General features: G+C 57.5%; 18 protein-coding genes and 1 tRNA gene. 10 read left to right on the top strand and 9 right to left on the bottom strand.

From position 1 onward, the window contains the following. Positions 1–40: 40 nt before the first annotated feature. Positions 41–796: a helix-turn-helix domain-containing protein gene (locus ETHHA_RS14285; protein WP_013484430.1), complete on the top strand. Its 756-nt coding sequence runs from the start codon at positions 41–43 to the stop codon at positions 794–796. Further along, on the top strand, positions 768–2,180 hold the full coding sequence (locus ETHHA_RS14280) for a tyrosine-type recombinase/integrase (RefSeq protein ID WP_013484429.1): 1,413 nt from the start codon (positions 768–770) through the stop codon (positions 2,178–2,180). The genes ETHHA_RS14285 and ETHHA_RS14280 overlap by 29 nt, the downstream gene beginning before the upstream one ends. Positions 2,181–2,343: 163 nt before the next feature. Here ETHHA_RS14280 and ETHHA_RS02400 read toward each other — a convergent pair. Continuing rightward, a tRNA-Met gene (locus tag ETHHA_RS02400) sits at positions 2,344–2,420 on the bottom strand. 193 nt (positions 2,421–2,613) lie between these two features. On the opposite strand from ETHHA_RS02400, the gene ETHHA_RS02395 reads away from it, so the two are divergent. The 3 genes from ETHHA_RS02395 (at position 2,614) to ETHHA_RS02385 (ending at position 5,276) form a co-directional block, all read left to right on the top strand. Further along, on the top strand, positions 2,614–3,948 hold the full coding sequence (locus tag ETHHA_RS02395; protein WP_013484428.1) for an alanine/glycine:cation symporter family protein: 1,335 nt from the start codon (positions 2,614–2,616) through the stop codon (positions 3,946–3,948). A 121-nt stretch (positions 3,949–4,069) separates the two neighbouring features. After that, entirely contained in the window at positions 4,070–4,756 is a 687-nt protein-coding gene (locus tag ETHHA_RS02390; protein ID WP_013484427.1) for a DUF1648 domain-containing protein, read from the top strand. A 31-nt stretch (positions 4,757–4,787) separates the two neighbouring features. Then, positions 4,788–5,276, top strand: a complete 489-nt coding sequence (locus ETHHA_RS02385; RefSeq protein WP_013484426.1) for a DUF1648 domain-containing protein — start codon at positions 4,788–4,790, stop codon at positions 5,274–5,276. 2 nt (positions 5,277–5,278) lie between these two features. On the opposite strand, the gene ETHHA_RS02380 is transcribed toward ETHHA_RS02385, so the two are convergent. After that, entirely contained in the window at positions 5,279–6,580 is a 1,302-nt protein-coding gene (locus tag ETHHA_RS02380) for an Nramp family divalent metal transporter (protein WP_013484425.1), read from the bottom strand. Positions 6,581–6,734: 154 nt separating this feature from the next. Between ETHHA_RS02380 and ETHHA_RS02375 the strand changes: the two genes are divergently transcribed. Then, positions 6,735–7,211 (top strand): metal-dependent transcriptional regulator, encoded by a 477-nt coding sequence (locus tag ETHHA_RS02375; RefSeq protein WP_013484424.1) that lies wholly within the window; start codon positions 6,735–6,737, stop codon positions 7,209–7,211. Positions 7,212–7,265: 54 nt separating this feature from the next. On the opposite strand, the gene ETHHA_RS02370 is transcribed toward ETHHA_RS02375, so the two are convergent. Together ETHHA_RS02370 and ETHHA_RS02365 are read right to left on the bottom strand one after the other, a co-directional pair. Further along, the gene (locus ETHHA_RS02370; RefSeq protein WP_013484423.1) at positions 7,266–8,354 is read right to left on the bottom strand and encodes an undecaprenyldiphospho-muramoylpentapeptide beta-N-acetylglucosaminyltransferase; all 1,089 of its coding nucleotides are present in this window, start codon (positions 8,352–8,354) and stop codon (positions 7,266–7,268) included. A 36-nt stretch (positions 8,355–8,390) separates the two neighbouring features. Beyond that, the gene (locus ETHHA_RS02365; protein WP_013484422.1) at positions 8,391–9,776 is read right to left on the bottom strand and encodes an NAD(P)/FAD-dependent oxidoreductase; all 1,386 of its coding nucleotides are present in this window, start codon (positions 9,774–9,776) and stop codon (positions 8,391–8,393) included. Positions 9,777–10,065: 289 nt separating this feature from the next. On the opposite strand from ETHHA_RS02365, the gene ETHHA_RS14275 reads away from it, so the two are divergent. The 3 genes from ETHHA_RS14275 to ETHHA_RS02350 all read left to right on the top strand — a co-directional run bounded on the left by ETHHA_RS14275 (position 10,066) and on the right by ETHHA_RS02350 (position 11,483). Then, positions 10,066–10,488: a DUF4190 domain-containing protein gene (locus tag ETHHA_RS14275; RefSeq protein ID WP_013484421.1), complete on the top strand. Its 423-nt coding sequence runs from the start codon at positions 10,066–10,068 to the stop codon at positions 10,486–10,488. 63 nt (positions 10,489–10,551) lie between these two features. Beyond that, on the top strand, positions 10,552–11,043 hold the full coding sequence (locus ETHHA_RS14270; protein WP_013484420.1) for a DUF4190 domain-containing protein: 492 nt from the start codon (positions 10,552–10,554) through the stop codon (positions 11,041–11,043). Further along, positions 11,040–11,483, top strand: a complete 444-nt coding sequence (locus ETHHA_RS02350) for a DUF2752 domain-containing protein (RefSeq protein ID WP_013484419.1) — start codon at positions 11,040–11,042, stop codon at positions 11,481–11,483. The genes ETHHA_RS14270 and ETHHA_RS02350 overlap by 4 nt, the downstream gene beginning before the upstream one ends. An 85-nt stretch (positions 11,484–11,568) precedes the next feature. Here the strand turns inward: ETHHA_RS02350 and ETHHA_RS02345 are convergent, their stop codons facing one another. The 3 genes from ETHHA_RS02345 to ETHHA_RS02335 are packed head-to-tail and all read right to left on the bottom strand — an operon-like array spanning position 11,569 to position 14,601. Further along, on the bottom strand, positions 11,569–12,993 hold the full coding sequence (locus tag ETHHA_RS02345) for a lipopolysaccharide biosynthesis protein (protein WP_013484418.1): 1,425 nt from the start codon (positions 12,991–12,993) through the stop codon (positions 11,569–11,571). A 39-nt stretch (positions 12,994–13,032) separates the two neighbouring features. Continuing rightward, positions 13,033–13,827 carry a glycosyltransferase family protein gene (locus ETHHA_RS02340; RefSeq protein ID WP_013484417.1) on the bottom strand — a complete coding sequence of 265 codons (795 nt, stop codon included), beginning with the start codon at positions 13,825–13,827 and terminating at the stop codon, positions 13,033–13,035. 9 nt (positions 13,828–13,836) lie between these two features. Continuing rightward, a complete protein-coding gene (locus ETHHA_RS02335; RefSeq protein ID WP_013484416.1) occupies positions 13,837–14,601 on the bottom strand; it encodes a glycosyltransferase family 2 protein in 765 nt (254 codons plus the stop codon). Positions 14,602–15,123: 522 nt separating this feature from the next. Here ETHHA_RS02335 and ETHHA_RS02330 point away from each other — a divergent pair. Next, the gene (locus ETHHA_RS02330) at positions 15,124–15,399 is read left to right on the top strand and encodes a DUF3892 domain-containing protein (RefSeq protein WP_013484415.1); all 276 of its coding nucleotides are present in this window, start codon (positions 15,124–15,126) and stop codon (positions 15,397–15,399) included. Between the two features lie 62 nt (positions 15,400–15,461). Here the strand turns inward: ETHHA_RS02330 and ETHHA_RS02325 are convergent, their stop codons facing one another. Together ETHHA_RS02325 and ETHHA_RS02320 are read right to left on the bottom strand one after the other, a co-directional pair. After that, positions 15,462–16,733: a replication-associated recombination protein A gene (locus ETHHA_RS02325; RefSeq protein ID WP_013484414.1), complete on the bottom strand. Its 1,272-nt coding sequence runs from the start codon at positions 16,731–16,733 to the stop codon at positions 15,462–15,464. After that, complete coding sequence (locus ETHHA_RS02320) at positions 16,733–17,989, bottom strand: serine hydroxymethyltransferase (RefSeq protein WP_013484413.1); 1,257 nt, start codon at positions 17,987–17,989, stop codon at positions 16,733–16,735. Before ETHHA_RS02320 ends, ETHHA_RS02325 begins: the two co-directional genes overlap by 1 nt. Positions 17,990–18,031: the final 42 nt, after the last annotated feature.

Below are 18,031 nucleotides of genomic sequence, written 5' to 3'. Positions count from 1 at the left end.
ATTAAAAGAAAGTATAATTAACTTATAAGGAGATGAGCAGATGGCCGATGAGCGCAAAAACGAGAACCGCATCTTCGCAAAGCACCTGCGGGAGCTGTTGGACAATGCCGGGCACACCCAGCAGGACGTGGCGGATTATGTCGGCGTAACCCGGCAGGCCGTGGCGCAGTGGAAAGACGGCAAAACCATCCCGGACATCAACAATTTCCGGGCGCTGGCGCGTTTTTTCGAGGTGCCTTATGAATATCTGATCGGCGATACAGAAAGCCGTGTACGGGAGCATTTCGACTTGGCGGATACGCTGGGGCTTTCAGATGCCGCTATCCATGCCTTACAAAGCTACCGCCGTGAGCAGTTGGACGAGGATAGTCAACCTACCTGTATCACGCAGTCTGAAATCATTTCCCGTATCTTGGCGGATAAGAACTTCTGGCGGTTTCTGGGCGATCTTCAAGGGAGCATCCAAAAACATAAGCAGGCGCACGACCGGGAGATGCGGGAAACCGCCGACCAGTCTATGCCGACCGGTGCTTCACAGGAACTTGTGCGGGAAGCACGGCAGACCGGCTATGAAATTCTCAGCAACAAGGAATTGTCCGATTTCTATGCGTACCGCGCGGAAACGACCATCCGCAACATTGTGATGGATATGCCGGAACAATGGCTGATGGAAACGTTGGGCATCCGCAAGCCCGCTTTTTATGAGGGCGAACCGGAATCCCCGGATGATTTGCTGGAAGATGATCTGGAGGAAGGGGATACCGATCATGGCAAATATCACGAAACGGAAAAATAAGGACGGTAGCACAGCCTATCTCATTCGCGTTTATGTGGATGAAACCGGCACCGGCCACCAGATCGTAAAGTCCATGACGTGGAAGCCCAAACCCGGTATGCGCCCATCCGCCGAAGAAAAAGAGCTGAACATACAGTCCACTCTTTTTGAAGAGCAGGTTAAGCAGGGCCTTACCGCTTTCGGAGGTTCCACCCGATTCAGCGACTATGCAAAAGAATGGATTGAAAACGAGTCGCTTGCTTTTAAGACCAAAGAACGGTACACGGAAATGTTAGAACGCATCAATGCTGCCATTGGGCATATTCGGCTGGATAAGCTGCAAGCGCATCATCTGGAAGCATTCTACAAAAATCTGGCCGAGGCGGGCGTTAACCATCGCGGCAGCTATGCTGTATCGGAAAAATTGGATGCTCTCATGAAAAAGCAAAAACTGACGCGGGCCGCTTTAGCTATGCAAGCTGGTGTGGCTGCTATTACGATCAGCTCCGCTGCCCGTGGAAAACATATCAGTTCTGAAAAGGCAGCGGCCATCTGCAAGGCGCTGGGCAAGCCAGTAGACGCCGTTTTTACAATTCATATGAGCGATACCGGATTATCCGATAAAACGATCTTGCATCATCACAGGCTCATCAGCGCCATTCTCGCCAAAGCCAAGCGTGAACGGCTGGTTCCGTTCAATGTGGCCGCCGAGCATGCTACTGCACCCAAAGCCGCACACAAAGAGGCCAAATATTTGGACGATGAACAGGCGCACACGCTGCTTACGCTACTGCTGAACGAGCCGGACATTCGCGTGAAAGCCGCCCTCATTCTTTTGCTCTTTTCCGGTGCACGCCGGGGGGAACTGTGCGGCCTGTCATGGCCAGACATAGACTTTGAACGGCATCTTATCAATATTGAGCGGGCCTCACAGTATCAGAGCGGGAAAGGTGTGGTAGAAAAATCGACGAAAAATGAGAGCAGCATTCGCTCCATCAAAATACCGGCTTTTGTAGTTGAACTGCTCGGCGCTTACCGTGCATGGTGGAATAAGCAGAAACTGCTGTATGGGGAGAGCTGGCACGGAGAAAAGGAACGGCTATTTGTTCAGGCAGACGGCAAGCCGATTAACCCGGACACCATCAATTACTGGATGAATCGTTTTCTGGAGCAGCACCAGCTTGAACACATCACGCCTCACGGCCTACGGCATACGTTCGCGACATTACAGATTGCGGCCGGTGTAGATATCCGCACATTGCAGGCACGCACCGGACATGCGCAGGCCAGCACACTAGTCAACATTTACAGCCACGCTATTAAGAGCGCGCAGGAAGCCGCCAGCGACGCGCTGGAAGATATTTTACTGCCACCAACAGATAAGAGCAAAGGAAAGACCTCGTGAGACCATGAACACCTCTGCCCATCTTTAGAGATTGCCGGTACACTCCGCTGTTTGGCGGCGTTTTTAAGCCCCATACTTGAACAAAAGTTGAACATTTCCCATGTTCAAGCAAAAAGAGAACCGCTTAGACCAGCCACGAATGGCTTACCTAAGCGGTTTGTTTTGGTTGCGGGAGCCAGATTTGAACTGACGACCTTCGGGTTATGAGCCCGACGAGCTACCAGACTGCTCCATCCCGCGATATCCTATTTTTGAGTGCCTAAATAGTATAGCATGCTCATTTTAAAAAGTCAATGTTTTTAATACTTAAATTTTATATTTTCTTCAGAAGCATCCGCAAGATTCCCCGTTACGCTCCTTCTTCGCCCATGTATGTTGCCTGCAAAGCGCACATATACATGCACAGGCAACTGATCCAAAAGGAGGAACCGCCGTGCCTGTATTGGAAAACATTTTGGGGCTTCTCGCATCGGCGTTGTGGGGACAGCCTTTGCTTTTTGCCCTGTTTGGTACGCATGTGTTTCTCACAGTCCGCCTGCGCGGCATCCAGCGCTTTATCGGAAAAGCCATCCATTTTTCCGTCACAAAAGAAAAGGGCGCAAACGGAGATGTCTCTCCGTTTGCGGCCCTCACCACTTCACTGGCCGCCACGCTGGGCACCGGCAATATCATCGGCGTAGCCACGGCGGTAGCAGCTGGCGGTCCGGGGGCAGTTTTCTGGATGTGGATATCCGGCATCTTCGGCATGGCGACCAAATATACCGAAGCGCTGCTCTCCGTCAAATATCGTATGCGGCGGGGAAACGCCATGGCCGGAGGCCCTATGTATGTAATGCAGAACGGCCTGCGCTGCAAGCCGCTCGGCTGCGTGTTCGCTTTTTTTACCGCCGTTGCCGCTCTGGGAGTAGGCGCCTCCGTGCAGTCCAACTCCATCGCCGCGCTGTTTCAGCAGACTTTCCGCGTCCCCCCTGTCGTAAGCGGGCTGGTCACCGCCCTGCTGGCCGGCTGCATCCTTTTAGGCGGTATCCGCAGCATTTCAAAAGTCTGCAACCTGCTGATCCCGGCCGCAGGCGCACTCTATATTTTCAGCAACCTCATCATTCTGTGGATGGGGTGGCACAGCATACCGCAAAGCCTGGCGCTCATTCTGCAAAGCGCGTTCTGCGGGCAGGCGGCTGTCGGCGGATTTGTCGGAGCCGCCGCAAAAGACGCCATCCGATTCGGTATCTCGCGGGGGCTGTTTTCCAACGAGGCCGGCCTGGGCTCCTCCCCCATCGTGGACGCCGCCGCCCAGTGCAAAAATCCCGTGCGCCAGGCGCTCGTTTCTTCCACCGGCGTCTTCTGGGACACCGTTGTGCTGGCGGCGCTTACCGGTATCATGCTGGTTAATTCCGGCGTCTGGCGACAGGGGTTGGACGGCGGCGCGCTCACAAACGCCGTGTTCCACAGCATCCCCGTCATGGGGCCCGGCATATTGGCCGTCGCGCTATTCACCTTTGCGTTCGCCACCTGCATCGGCTGGTCATACTACGCGGAAAAAGCAGTGGAATATCTATTTGGTCCGCACGCGATCCTGCCGTATCAGTGCGTCTACATCGCCATGATCTTTTTCGGCGGTGTCATTTCCGTAAACGCCGTATGGAATTTTTCAGACATCGCCAACGCGCTCATGGCCATTCCCAACCTTATATCTCTGTGGGCGCTGAGTGGCATCGCCGTACGGGAGACCCGCCGGGAAATGCGCCGTGGAGGGTTGCTGCACCGCTAAAAAGCATCCCTCCGCTTTTCACGCATATCCCTTGAAAAGCGCATTGCTTCCTGGTATTCTGTTTTTTAGAAACCGCCGGACGCTTTAGAATACCTGGTGACAAATGAAAAAGAGGCCGCACATGAAGCAAACACGGAAATTTTCTGACCGGTTGGCAGTGGAACTTGGCATTGCCAGCATCCCGGTCCTCTGCTATATGCTGGCCTACCCCTACCTGCCGGAAAAGATTGCCACACATTACGGTGCGGGTGGCACCACATTCAGTTCCAAAAGCAGTGCCACAATGCTCATCGGCATCGTGCTGGGATTTACCGGTCCTGTTTTTGGGCAGGCGATGGAGTGGCTCGCCAAAGCCGGCGCCAAACATGGACGAAGCGACCTCGACCCACAGGATACATTGACCGTGGCGAAATACAGCGGTGTGTTTTTAACGGTGCTGCTCTCCCTCCTCGCCTTTTTCATGCTGGAATTCATGCCGCTGATGCGCACGCACCTGCCTGGTCTGGTCATCCTGCGCATCGTTTTTTCACTTTCGGGTATCTTGCTCCTTGTGATCGGCAAGCGAATGGCCCCGCCGTTACGGAGTGAAGCAGATGTCGTACATCTGCCGCCGTTTGCAGCGAAAAAAACGGCGCGGCGGTTTGCCGGTTGGACCGGGATGATTTGCGGAGCAGCACAACTCGCCCTGGGGCTGATGCTGTTCCTCCCGGACGACGCCGCCGTTCTTGTTCAACTTCTCTCCTATCCCGCTCTCATCACCACCCTTTCCGTTTTTTTCATAACACGGAAAAAAGCGAAGGATTGTTGACACCTGCTTTCCACCAAAGGATGTGACATCTGTGAAAACCAAATACACCCGGCTTCAGACCGTTCTGGAAATTGTCAATATTCTGCTTCTCATCGCGCAGTTTGTCTATGTGTTGAGCCTGTGGAGCAGGCTGCCCGCACGCATCCCCGCGCATTTCGACGCCGCCGGGCATATCAACCGCTACGGCAGCAAAAACGAACTGTTCATCGTGCCCTTCGTCACCGTTGGGATGTATGCGTCCCTTCTATGGCTGCAACGGTTTCCACAGAATTGGAACACATCCGTCGAGGTCACCGAGCGCAGCCGCGCCTATGTTTATTCTGCCACCAAGACCATCCTCGTCCTGTGCAGAACCTGCGTGGCGGTCACGTTTTTCATCATCACCATCTGCATATCCGCCCGGCAGATCACATGGATCTGGCTGGACTGCATTCCCGTCGCCGCGCTGGTCGTGTTCATCGTTTTGTATAGCGGGCGTATCAAGCGCCGGGCGGACAAGCTCAACCATCCGTACGGTTGACATCATGCCTGCCCGGTAAACGTCAGCACAAGCAGCAGGGCGTTCATGGCGATGATAACAGCCGCGGCGGCAATGCCCAGCGCCTGCTCCCACGGACGGTTGACCATCTCGCCCATCCATTTGCGCTTCCCCGCGATGGACAGCATCTGCAAGACCGGCAGCGGCAGAATGAAGCTGAGCGCGACCTGGCTCCATACCAGCGCCTGCATCGGGTTCACCCCGGCGGCGATGATGACCAGCGCCGGCAGCATGGTGATGAGCCGGCGGAGGTTGACCGGAATGCTGAGATTGACGAACCCCTGCATAACGGTCTGCCCGGCCATGGTGCCTACGGCGGACGACGACAGCCCCGATGCCAGCAGCGCGATGCCGAACGCCCCGCCGGACAACGGACCCAAAAGCGGGGTGAGCGACTGCTGTGCCTGCTGCATGGTATCCACCACCATGCCGTGCCGGAAAAACACCGCGGCCGAAACGGCCACCATCGCGGCGTTCACGCAGAACGCGATGTTCATGGCAATGGCGATGTCGATTTTCTCCATTTTGAAATGATGCCGTTTCTCCTCCGCCGACCCGTTCCCGCACCGGTGCCGCACCAGCTGCGAATGCAGATAGATCACATGCGGCATCACCGTCGCGCCCAGCATACCAGCCGCAAGGATCAGCGCATGGCCGTCCGGCAGAGAGGGGACGACCGTATGCCACCCCACCTGCGCCCAGTCCGGCCTTGCCAGAAAAAGCTCCAGCAGATATGCGGCGCCGACGACCGCCACGAATCCGGCGATAACTATTTCCACCAGCTTCTGCCCATACCGCTCCAGGCAGCAGATGAAAAACGTCAGCAGGCCGGTGAGCAGGCCCGCATAAAACATGGGCATTCTAAACAGGATATTCAGCCCCAGCGTGCCGCCGAGGAACTCGGCCAGGTCGGTCGCCATCGCGCCGACCTCCGCCAGCACCCAAAACACCCGGTTCACCCGCTTGGAGTATGCCTTTGCGCACATTTCCGGCAGGTTGTGCCCGGTGGCGATACCAAGTTTAGCAGACATCGTCTGCAAAAAAATGGCCAGCACATTGCTCCACAGGATAACCCAGATCAGCGTATAATTGTAAACGGAACCGCCCTCGATATTCGTTGCGAAATTGCCCGGATCTATGTATGCCACGCTGACGATAAACGCCGGACCGATAAATTTCAGCATCTGGCCCAATCTTCCGCCCGAGCGCCGGACTGCACGGCACCCGGGTTTTTCCTTGCCCGCATGCCTGAACGTAAGCTCGATTGGACTGTCTTTGCTCTGCATGAGATGTCCCCTCCCGTGTGGTATCCTCCCGCCCTGCCGGAGCAGAACAGGGGCAGTACCACTATACGGGGACAGCTCCCATTTTGTTACACCGGGGAATGAATGTTTCCCCGGTCGAATACACTGTATCAAAATCGTTAAGGGAGGCGGGCAGATGCAAAACGACCGGTTTTATACGTTTCACGAATATTTGAAAACAGAGGACGGCGCCCTTTCCGCGTCGATGGAGGACTATCTTGAAATGATCTGGCGGCTCTCCGGTCCCAACGGTTTCACCCGCATCCACGAGCTTTCGCAGGCGCTGCACATCCGGCAATCCTCGGCCACCAAGATGGTACAACGCCTCGCGCAAAAAGGCTACGTGCGCTACCAGAAATACGGTTTTCTCACACTGGAAGAAAAGGGGAAGCAAGCGGGCGCATGGCTGATGCAGCGTCACCGGGCCATCGAGCGGTTCATGCGGATGATCGCCGTGCCCGAGGCGCTGGTGCTGGAGGAAACCGAAAAAACCGAGCATATGTTCGGCGTCGAGTCCACGCTCTGCCTGGAGCATTTCGTGCGGTTTCTATCCGCCCGGCCCGAGGTCATTGAGCAGTACCGTCTTGCGTTCCCGAACACCGGGGCAACGTAAAAACAGCCTGTCCGCGCGGACGCGCGGGCAGGCTGCAGCAGACCATTTCCGAGTTTACGACGAAAGCCCCGCCACCTCACAGAGAACGGCGAAGACGTTCTGCGCGCCGCCGCGCGCCGGGCTTTTTTGCATGTTTTCGATATAGCGCTCTCGGTTCTCATACACCTGCCGCACCGCGCGCAAAAATGCGGCCGGCATCATGTCCATACCGTTTTCGTCCGCTTCCATCAGTACCTCGCCGAAACCCTGCTTCTGGAACGAGCGCCCGTTGATGATCTGGTCGCCACGGCTGGCCTTGCGCGAATACGGAATGATGAGCATGGGCTTTTGCAGGGCCAGCAATTCAAACAGGCTGGTGGAGCCCCCGCGTGTAACCACCATGTCCGCCATGGCGAACACATCCGGCAGATCGTCGGTCACATAGGCAAACTGGCGGTACCCCGGCATGCCCTCCAGCTTTTCATCCACATTGCCTTTGCCGCAGAGGTGACAAACCTGGAAGGTCTCCAGCAACTTGGGCAGGCAGCGGCGCACCATGCGGTTGATGAAAGCCGCGCCCTGGCTGCCGCCCGTAACCACCAGCACCGGTTTGTCTGCCGAAAATTCGCAGAGCCGCAGGCCCTTTTCCCGATTGCCGTGCAGCAGTTGCTCACGGATAGGCAGACCGGTGAACACGCCCTTGTCTTCGGGCAGATGTGCGCCGCTCTCGGGAAACGTATAGCACATCTTCCGCGCGAACGGGGCGCTCAGACGGTTGGCCAGGCCGAACGTGCTGTCCGATTCGTGGGTGACGACCGGCACGCCGCAAAGCTTCGCCGCCCACACCACCGGCGTGGACACGAACCCGCCTTTACTAAACAGCACATCCGGTTTGAGCTTGCGCAGCAGCGACACCGACTCCCAGAACCCCGCGCCGATGCGAAACAGGTCGGTAAAATTTTTCAGATCCGCATAACGGCGCAGTTTGCCGCCGGTAATGCCGTAAAACGCCACGCCGGTAGGGCGGATGAGTCCTTCCTCCATACCGTCTTTGAGCCCGATATACGATATGGAAAAACCGGCTGTCTGCAAAAGCGGCAGCAGCGCGAGATTGGGCGTGATATGCCCCGCCGTGCCCCCGCCGGTCAGTACGATCTTTTTCAAAGATGTTCCCCCGTTCCCTTCAGCCATCCCTGTCATCTATATGCGCCCGCGCGCAAGTTTATCCGCCAGATACAGCCCGTTGGCCGAGGCCTGTGCGAGCGAGCGTGTGAATCCCGCGCCATCGCCGATGGCATAGATATGCGAGTAGCCTTTCAGTTCAAAATCCTCCGTCTCCGGGCGGGCGGAGTAATATTTGCACTCCACGCCGTAGAGCAGCGTATCGTGATTGGCCGTGCCGGGGGCGATGACGTCCAGCGCGTGCAGGGTCTCGATGATGTCGTCCAACTGGCGCTTGGGCATACACAGGCTCAAATCGCCCGCCACGGCACGCAGCGTAGGGCGGGTGGTGCTGTCGTGCAGGCGTTTCTCATCGGTGCGCCTGCCCTGTTCCAAGTCGCCCAGCCGCTGCACCAGCACGCTTCCCCCGCTGATGAGGTTGGCCAGGCTGGCCACATGCTTGGCGTATGCGATCGGTTCTCTGAACGGGCTGGTGAAGCGCATGGTGGCCAACAGCGCGAAATTGGAATTTTCCGTCTTTTTGGCCGGGTCGCGGTAGGCGTGGCCGTTCACCGTGAGGATGCCTCCGGTGTTCTCGGTGACCACCTGCCCGCGCTCGTTGAAGCAGAACATCCGTGTCACATCGCCGTAATTCTTACTGCGGTACCAGATCTTCGGCTCATAGATTTTCTTGGAAAAGTCCTCCCAGACGATGGCGGGCAGCTCCACCCGCACGCCCACGTCCACTTGATTGTTGTGCAGTTCCACATGGTTGCGCGCGCACCACGCCGAGAAGAAACCGCTGCCCGCGCGCCCCACCGCGAAAACGATGTTCTCCGCCGTGCAGGTGTGTTCCCCATCCGGCAGGCGGACCACAAGCGTGCGGCTGTCGGCCTGCACGTCGGTCACTTCCGCATGGGTGAAGATGGCGCATTTGCCGCGCAGCTGATCCACCATACGGCGCATGGTCTCCAGATTCGCGTCGGTGCCCAGGTGCTTGACTACAGCCTGCTGCATGTGCAGGTCGTGTGCCAGGCAGAGCTTTTTGAGCGCGTCGTCCGGCTGGAAGCGTTCAGTGGTCGCCCCGCATGAAACCAGGATGCGGTCCGCCTGCTCGATATAATCCACCACGGTCTGGCCCGGTAGAAACTCCGGAAGCCAGCCGCCGTATTCATGTGAAATGATGTATTTTCCGTCCGAAAATGCGCCCGCGCCAGCCAGGCCCTCCATGATGGCGCAGCTTTTACAGCGCATGCAGGATTTGGCCTGTCCCGAAACGATCGGACAGCGGCGGTTGTTGATATCCTCACCTTTTTCAAAAATGGCCACCGAAGCATCCGGACATTTTTCAGCCAAACGCCACGCGCACATCAGCCCGCCGATGCCGCCCCCGATGATCACAATATCATAATGCGTTTTGAGCATAGTCGTTTCCCCCTGTTCCGCCGCATGCTGCGGCAGCCGTTCCTATTATACCTGCCTCCGCCCCGGCAGGCAAGCCTGCATTCCTGTTCAGACCAACCGGGCAGCGACCATCGCCGCACAGCCCGGAATCCAACATCCCGCCGCCATGCAAAAACGGCGGGCAAACCTGCATTCTTTTCCCGAAAACAAACCATGCAGTCCGCCTCTTTATCTTTTCCTTTAAATCCTGTATACTACGATTATACACCATGCTTTTACGAAGACGACGCCACAAGAGAGGACGGAAGACATGAAACGGTGTGCAAAATGCGGCGCGGCCTGCGCCGATTCCGATACATACTGCGGCGTATGCGGCGCGCCCCTGCCCGCATGGGGCCGCCCCGCCCCCACGGGCGACGGGTTTGCCGTCGCTTCCATGGTGCTGGGCATCATCGGCATCTGCACGTTCTGGTTCGGTCTGGGAGTCATCACGTCCATTCTGGCCGTCATCTTCAGCCTGATCGTACTGTGCACCGCGCGCAGGCGGGCCGTAGGGCACGGCATGGCCATCGCCGGGCTGGTCACGGGCGGGCTTGCGCTTTTTATCACGCTGCTGATTGTTGTGTTTCTTATCGCCATCGGGAGCGCGGCATCCTCTCAGCGGCAAGACACCTACAGCGATACCGGTGGGGCGCTCTTCTCACATACCGACGGCGGTGATTACAGCGCCTGACCATCTTTTCAGATGGAATACATAAACATGTGGCATTTCAAATGCCGCTTTGGAGGAAATTGCATGAAAAACTGTCCCCAATGCCACCACGACTGCGCGGATGACATGATTATCTGCCCGGACTGCGGCTATCTGTTCAGCGCCACACAACCACCAAACGACTGGCAGCAAAACCCGCCGTATCAGAGCGCCCAAAATGGCGGACAGCCTTTCGGAAACGGCTACAATGGATACCCACCGTATCAGAACGTGCCCAAGGACAGCCTAGCGACGCCATCCATGGTGCTCGGCATCATCGGGGTGGTGGCTTCCTGCTGCTTCATCGGCGTCATCCCCGCCATCATCGGCCTGATCTTCGGCATCATTTCCAAACTGCGCATCGCCCGCACCGGTGCCCGGGGGTCCGGCCTGGCGCTGGCGGGCATCATCCTTTCCTCAGTGGCAATCGCCATCACCATCGTTGTGCTGATCCGTGTCATCATCGTCTTCAACGACCCGGCGGCGATGGAACAATACCGCCGGATTATCGAGCAATATCAGCAGGCACAGCAATGACACACGCCTCCCGAGCCCGTCCGGTCCTCCTGCCCGCCGAGCGGGGAACCTCGCTCACTTTTTTTCTGCTGGCCTTTCTGCCGGTGCTTGCTTCATTCTTCCTCACCACCGACGGTCGGTTGACCACCGCGCACCTCGGGGCGATTTCCATCCCGCTGCGCACGGTCTGCGTCTTCCATCTGCTCACCGGTTACAACTGTCCGGTGGACGGCATGACCCGCACGTTCGCGTTCATGGGGCACGGACAGCTCGCGGAAGCCCTGCGGATGAGCCTGCCCGGCGTGTTGCTGTATGTCTTCTGTCTGTTTGAGATCCCGCTGCGCGGCGTATGGCTGGTGCGGGGGCGGATGCCGCGCATACTTCGCGTGCTGGAGCCGGTGCTGTTCGGTACCGTCGGCGCGGTGGATGCAGTGTTTTTCCTCGCACAGTTTTTCCGGTGATATCCGCGGTAAAAGACAAAAGCGTGCGCGGCCCAAAACGGGCGGCGCACGCTTTTTATCACTTCAAACCGCCCCAATCCCCTCGTCAGCGGTCAAGTGCACTTTGCATCACCGTGCGCACAGCGGGAAGCAGTTCCCTGCGGTAATAGAGCAGATAAGCGGCCACGGCGGCGGCATAAAGCATAAGCCCCGGCCCCCAGCCGAGCAGGCTGTTCGCCACGATGAACAGCCCCCCCATGCCCCATTCCTCGAACATATTGCGCATGCTGTGGATACCCATTTTCCGCTTTAAGAACAATTCGGAGGCATAGCAGCGCCAGACGAACACGCCCAGCGTCGCCCACACGATGACCAGCACCGACGGATGCCATAGGTACAGCGGCAGCGCCACCGCGACAAACAGCCCCACGGCGGAGAGATTGGCCCACATCATGGCTCTCTCCTCACGCAGGGACTCGTAATAGTTGTTGATGAGCATCTGCATCTTGCTCTGCATGATGACAATGGGAAACAGCAGATGCAGATAGGACAGCACCGCGTCGTATTTCGGCAGGAAGACGCGGATGACCACCACCAGCGGATAATACAGCAGCATCATGCTAAAGATGAATGCGCAGAGCAGCCGGTTGATTCGCTGAAAATAATACGGCAGCGTTTTTCTCTCCAGCCGGCACAGCACCGGATAGAGCACCAGCCCCACCGCGGAAATGAAAGCCATCGCAATATTGATGGCATTGCTCGCAAACGAATACTCACTGAAATCCGCCACCGTGCCCAGGCGTTCCATCACCAGCTTACCCGCGCCCATCACCAGCATGGCCATCAGGTTGGCGATCATCAGTTTGACGCCCACGCGTATATTGTCCCAATACGGCCCCCACGCGGCGCGCCATGGCGCCCGTTTCCCAAAAAACAGGTCCCGGCAGCAGGCCACATTGATGAACACCACCACGGTTTTGGCGGCAAAGTCCAGCACGATTACGGTGCGGAAATCCACATGCCGGAGCAGGAACAAAACAACCAGCCCGGCAATAAGCTGCACCTGCTGGGCGATGACGATGAAGCTGTACAGGCGGATGCGCCCGGTGGCCTGGTTGATGTAATTGAGCAACGCCGAAAGGTTGACCACCAGGATGTTCAGCACCGCGAACACAAATGCAAAGCGTTTGTTAGGATTCGGCTCCCACAGCACCACCGCCAGCAGCGCCAGCATCTCGATGCCGTTCATGCAGATATACAGCCGCATGAACGTGCGGAAGAGCTCCTGCGGCAGTTTGTCGAACTCATAGCCGCCGAATTTCAGATAGATACCGTCGTTGAACCCGATGTGCATCAACCCGACAAAATTGGCCGTGTAGAAAAAATAGATCTGGTAATAGCCGTTAGGCACCACGCCCAGCACGCCCGGCAGGACAAATGCGGTCAGGAATGTGACGACATAATAGCAGAACTGCGAGAGCAGCACATATTTGACATTGGCGATGCCCCGCCTGATGACGCCGTTTGCCACGCGCATCCCCCTTTTTTCTGCGATAGGACGAATCGGGCGCTACTGCAGCCCGAAATAGATCCGCAGCGAATCGAGCGCATAGCGCCTGGTCTGCGCGCTGAGAAACCGCACGCTGCCGTCCTCATGGTGCAGCACGCGGATACCCGGCGTGTAGCGCATCGGGATACCCAGGCCCCGCGCGCGCCGGGCCAGATGATCTTCTTCCCGGAACAAAAACATGCGTTCGTCAAACGGCAGGCCCAGCTTTTGCAGCGCCGGCTCCGAGAACAGCAGAAAACTGCCGTGCAGCGCATAGACCCGCCGCTCCCTGCGGCCGAACAGCACGTTGAACAGAATGCGGTGCGTCTTGTTGAGAGCCACCGCCGCCCAGAACGGTGCCATGCTGCGCGAGTGCCGGGTATAGAAGCACATCAGCCGCTCGCGCAGCGCGCTGTGGGCCGGCATATACGGGTTTTGCCGCTTGCCGTTTTCGGTACGCACCAGCGGCCCCAACAGCACGGTCCGCCCCTTTTGTTCCAAAACCGTCGCGGGCAGCGCCTGTATCTCGATATCCGGGTTGCTGATCACCAGAAAGGCAAAGCGGTAGTGCGCGCGCGCAAAGCGGATGCCCGCGTTGTTTCCCGCACCGTAGCCGCGGTTCTCCACATTCAGAAAGTCACAGCCGTGCTCTTCGCAGACGGCCGCCGTTTCATCCCTCGTGGGCTGATCGTAGAAGCTGTTGACCACAATGACCTTGCGGCTTCCCTCCACCCGGGCCAGCGACGCCAGAAAACCGCGCAGGTCGTGCGGGTTGCGGTAGACCAGCACCACAAACACATAATCGAAGGTTTCCACCCGGGCACCTCACATCCAGTATTTTTTCACGGCATGGAACGTATACCATCCAAAATACCATGCCGCGGAGAAAAGCGACAACTGTTCCTGCTGCCGGTAGATACGCCATGTGCGCGCCAGAGCCGCCCATTTGTTTGAGGAGATGGAACCGGGCGCCACACGGTAGCGCACCAGCGCCTCGTCGATGCCGTAAGCCCGGTGCCCTTTGCGCAAAATGGACAGCCAGGTGGCAAAGTCCTGCCCCTTGCGAACCGGCGGCATACGGAAATCGCCAATAACGGCGCGGTCGATCACCACCGAGGAGCAGGCGATCACGGTGTTTGCAAGCAGATAACGGTAGTCCACCCGCGCGGGTACGGGGCGTTTGCCGGTACGGGGCGCACCGTTTTCGTCGATCATCTCGATAGCGGTATATGTAAAGCCATAGCCCTTGTCACGCATCAGGGCCAGTTGTTTTTCCAGTTTTTCCGGTTGCCAGAGATCGTCCGCATCCAGAAACGCCACATAGCGCCCTTTCGCGCGCGCCAGCGCCTCGTTGCGCGCCGCCGCCGCGCCGCCGTTCCGCGGCAGGCAAGTATACCGCAGGCGGGCATCCCGCTCTCCGTATTCCGCGATGATGGCGGCGGAACGATCAGTGGAGCAGTCGTCGGTGAGCAGCAATTCCCAGTCGCCGAATGTCTGCGCCTGCACAGAATCGATGGTCTGCGCAATATAGCGTTCCTTATTGTAGACCGGCGTGATGATGGACACCAGTCCGTCGTCATATGCGGGCATAGGCCACCTTCTCCAACGGATTTGCCATAAGATATGCATAACGGCCTTATTATACACCATCACGCGCCGGAAGAAAAGAAGGAAAATGTGAACACAACTGCAAATGAGAAACAGGACGGCTTAAGCCATCCTGTTTCTGTCCCTGTCAGCATGTATAAAATATAAAAACCTATTTCAATCCACGAGCTTTCCACTCGACATGTTCTATTATACTCTACAATCTGGCATTCTTCAATTTTGCTTATCAATTATCCTTTAGGTTTTTATATTTTATACAATCGTCTTGACAGGCCACCTGCTCTGTTGTATGATATAAACACAGGGAAAGGAAAATGGCAGAGTATTACAACTACTCTGCCATGGAAAACACGCTATCTGTGATAACATGCTTATACATTTTTATGATATCACAGGAAAATCAAAATAGCAATGGTTTTCCTATGTAAAGTGCTGGAAAAGAGGGGTTACATAACAGGCATTTCCTTTTCCTTTCAAATCATACAACAGAAAGGAAAAATTAAAATGCAAGCAACAAAAATCCGCATGAAGCCAGGTCGCAGCTCCTCCGACGAATTAACTGAAATTGACAGTATCTATTTGACAGGTTGCCAACAAGTGGGATATTACAAAAAAGAAGATATCCACAATTATCTTATTGGGCGCCCCGGAAACATCCAGGTGAATATTTACCCATACCCCAATATCGTCCCGGCGACCAGTTCTCGAGGAGAAAAATATGTGCGTTCCACACCCGATTCATCTTTGAAAGATAATTTACTTAACTTGCCCCGCACGTAAAACTACCGAACTGCTACCAAAACGCCGGTACTTGTCTATAGACAAGTACCGGCGTTTTCTAATCACGGTTCGCTTTTCCGTTTCACCGCGTCCCAGTAGGTCTTGGCGGCCTGTTCGGTTTTGTTCTCGGCAAAATGGTAATATTCCCGGCCTTCCAGCGCGTCGGGCAGATACTGTTGCGCCACCCAGCGGCCGGGAAAACCATGCGGGTATTTGTAAAACTGCCCCTTGCGGGCGTTGTCCGCACCGTCGTAATGCTTGTTCTGCAAGTTGCGCGGGATGGAACCGCTGCGCCCCGCGCGGATGTCCGCCAGCGCGGCGTCCACCGCCAGATAGGCGCTGTTGGATTTCGGCGAGGTGGCCACCAGCACCACCGCGTCCGCCAGTGGGATGCGTGCTTCCGGCAGGCCCACCTGCAACGCCGCGTCCACGCTGGCTTTCACGATGGGGATGATCTGCGGATACGCCAGCCCCACATCCTCGCAGGCACAAACCATCAGCCGCCGGCAGACCGACGGCAGGTCGCCCGCCTCCAGCAGACGCGCCAGATAATGCACCGCCGCGTCCGGGTCGGAACCGCGCATGGATTTTTGCAGCGCCGAGAGCAGGTCATAATGTTCATCCCCCTCGCGGTCGTATTTCATGGCGCTTTTCTGCGCGGCCGCCGCGGCGTCTTCCGCCGTTACGGTCAATTCACCATCCGCCTCACGGGCGGCGAGCGCCAGCAACTCCACGGCGTTGATGGCTTTTCGCACATCCCCGCCACATCCAGTGCTGATCTGCGCCACCACTTCATCCGGCACGCGGATGGTGCGGCCCTTGTCCTGCTCCATCACGGCAAACGCGCGGCGCACCGCTTTGGCGATTTCCGCAGACGGCACCGACTTGAACTCGAACACCGTGCACCGGCTGAGGATGGCGTTGTAAATATAGAAATACGGGTTCTCGGTGGTGGACGCGATGAGCGTAATGCGCCCGTCCTCGATAAACTCCAGCAAAGACTGCTGCTGCTTTTTGTTGAGATACTGGATCTCGTCAAGGTAAAGCAACACCCCGCCCATCCCGGCGAAAGTATCCAGCTCCCCCACGATAGCTTTGATGTCCGCCGTGGACATATTGGTACCGTTGAGCCTGTGCAGCGTCTTTCCCGCCTGCTTGGCGAGGATGGACGCCACCGTGGTCTTCCCCACGCCGGACGGGCCGTAAAAGATCAGGTTGGGGATCTGCCCGGTTTCCACCACGCGCCGAAGCAGCATGTCCGGCGCGAGCAGGTGGCGCTGCCCCACCACTTCATCCAGCGTTTTCGGACGCAGTCGGTCTGCAAGCGGTGGCATTATTCGTAAAGCGGGTATTTCGCGCAGAGAGCGTTCACGTCCGCGCGCAGTTCTTCCACTTCTTTCTCAAAACGGTCGCTGGCAGCGATGGAGATGAACTCCGCGATCTTGTCCATATCCGCTTCCACCATGCCGCGGGTGGTCACCGCCGGGGTGCCCAGCCGCACGCCGCTGGTCACAAACGGCTTCTCCGGATCGTTCGGGATGGCGTTTTTGTTGGCCGTGATATACACGTCGTCCAGCCGGCGCTGCAGTTCCTTGCCGGTCACGCCGGTGCCGCGCAGGTCCAGCAGCATCAGGTGGTTGTCCGTGCCGCCGGTCACCAGACGATGGCCGCGGGACAGCAGGCCCTTGGCCATCGCCGCCGCGTTTTTGACGATCTGCGTCTGGTAGGCTTTGAAATCGTCGTGCAGCGCCTCACCCAGGCAGACGGCTTTGGCGGCGATGATGTGCTCGAGCGGGCCGCCCTGCGTACCGGGAAAAATGGCCTTGTCGATGGCCTTGGCGTATTCTTCTCTGCAAAGGATGAGGCCGCCGCGCGGGCCGCGCAACGTCTTGTGGGTGGTGGTGGTCACGATGTCGGCATACGGCACCGGCGACGGATGCAGCCCGGCGGCCACCAGCCCGGCGATGTGCGCCATATCCACCATGAGCAGCGCGCCGGCTTCCTTTGCAATCTCGCCGATGCGCTTGAAGTCAATGACGCGCGGATAGGCGCTCGCGCCCGCCACGATCATCTTCGGCTTGTTTTCAATCGCCAGTTTGCGCATGGCGTCGTAGTCGATCAGGCCCGTTTCGGCGTCCACGCCATAGGGGATGAAATGGTAATAGCTGCCCGAGATGTTCACCGGGGAGCCGTGGGTCAGGTGCCCGCCCTCGGCAAGGCTCATGCCCATTACGGTATCGCCCGGTTTGAGCAGGCCGAAATAGACCGCCGAGTTGGCCTGCGCGCCGCTGTGCGGCTGCACATTGGCATGCTCCGCGCCAAAGAGCTTCTTTGCGCGCTCGATGGCGATGGTCTCCACCTCATCCACATTGGCGCAGCCGCCGTAATACCGTTTTCCGGGGTAGCCCTCGGCATATTTATTGGTGAGCACCGTGCCCATGGCGGCCAGCACTGCGGGGGAGACGATGTTTTCCGACGCGATCAGTTCGATGTTGCGGCGCTGCCGCTTCAGTTCGCCCTCCATCGCGCCGCCGACTTCGGGGTCGTATTGTTTCACAAATCCAATGGTATCCAGCATATCCGCGTACATTACAGCGTACTTCCTCTCTTATCTCTCAGTGGCGCGCCCACC

The organism is Ethanoligenens harbinense YUAN-3, from assembly GCF_000178115.2.
GTDB lineage: Bacteria > Bacillota > Clostridia > Oscillospirales > Ethanoligenentaceae > Ethanoligenens > Ethanoligenens harbinense.
Note: the sequence above shows the minus strand (reverse complement) of the source record. Positions and strands in the feature narration are given on the sequence as shown.

Coding starts and splice junctions, on each gene's coding strand:
- ETHHA_RS14285 (WP_013484430.1), top strand. CDS start 41: ATGGCCGATGAGCGCAAAAACGAGAACCGCATCTTCGCAAAGCACCTG.
- ETHHA_RS14280 (WP_013484429.1), top strand. CDS start 768: ATGGCAAATATCACGAAACGGAAAAATAAGGACGGTAGCACAGCCTAT.
- ETHHA_RS02390 (WP_013484427.1), top strand. CDS start 4,070: ATGAAGCAAACACGGAAATTTTCTGACCGGTTGGCAGTGGAACTTGGC.
- ETHHA_RS02380 (WP_013484425.1), bottom strand. CDS start 6,580: ATGCAGAGCAAAGACAGTCCAATCGAGCTTACGTTCAGGCATGCGGGC.
- ETHHA_RS02375 (WP_013484424.1), top strand. CDS start 6,735: ATGCAAAACGACCGGTTTTATACGTTTCACGAATATTTGAAAACAGAG.
- ETHHA_RS02365 (WP_013484422.1), bottom strand. CDS start 9,776: ATGCTCAAAACGCATTATGATATTGTGATCATCGGGGGCGGCATCGGC.
- ETHHA_RS14275 (WP_013484421.1), top strand. CDS start 10,066: ATGAAACGGTGTGCAAAATGCGGCGCGGCCTGCGCCGATTCCGATACA.
- ETHHA_RS14270 (WP_013484420.1), top strand. CDS start 10,552: ATGAAAAACTGTCCCCAATGCCACCACGACTGCGCGGATGACATGATT.
- ETHHA_RS02350 (WP_013484419.1), top strand. CDS start 11,040: ATGACACACGCCTCCCGAGCCCGTCCGGTCCTCCTGCCCGCCGAGCGG.
- ETHHA_RS02335 (WP_013484416.1), bottom strand. CDS start 14,601: ATGCCCGCATATGACGACGGACTGGTGTCCATCATCACGCCGGTCTAC.
- ETHHA_RS02330 (WP_013484415.1), top strand. CDS start 15,124: ATGCAAGCAACAAAAATCCGCATGAAGCCAGGTCGCAGCTCCTCCGAC.
- ETHHA_RS02325 (WP_013484414.1), bottom strand. CDS start 16,733: ATGCCACCGCTTGCAGACCGACTGCGTCCGAAAACGCTGGATGAAGTG.
- ETHHA_RS02320 (WP_013484413.1), bottom strand. CDS start 17,989: ATGTACGCGGATATGCTGGATACCATTGGATTTGTGAAACAATACGAC.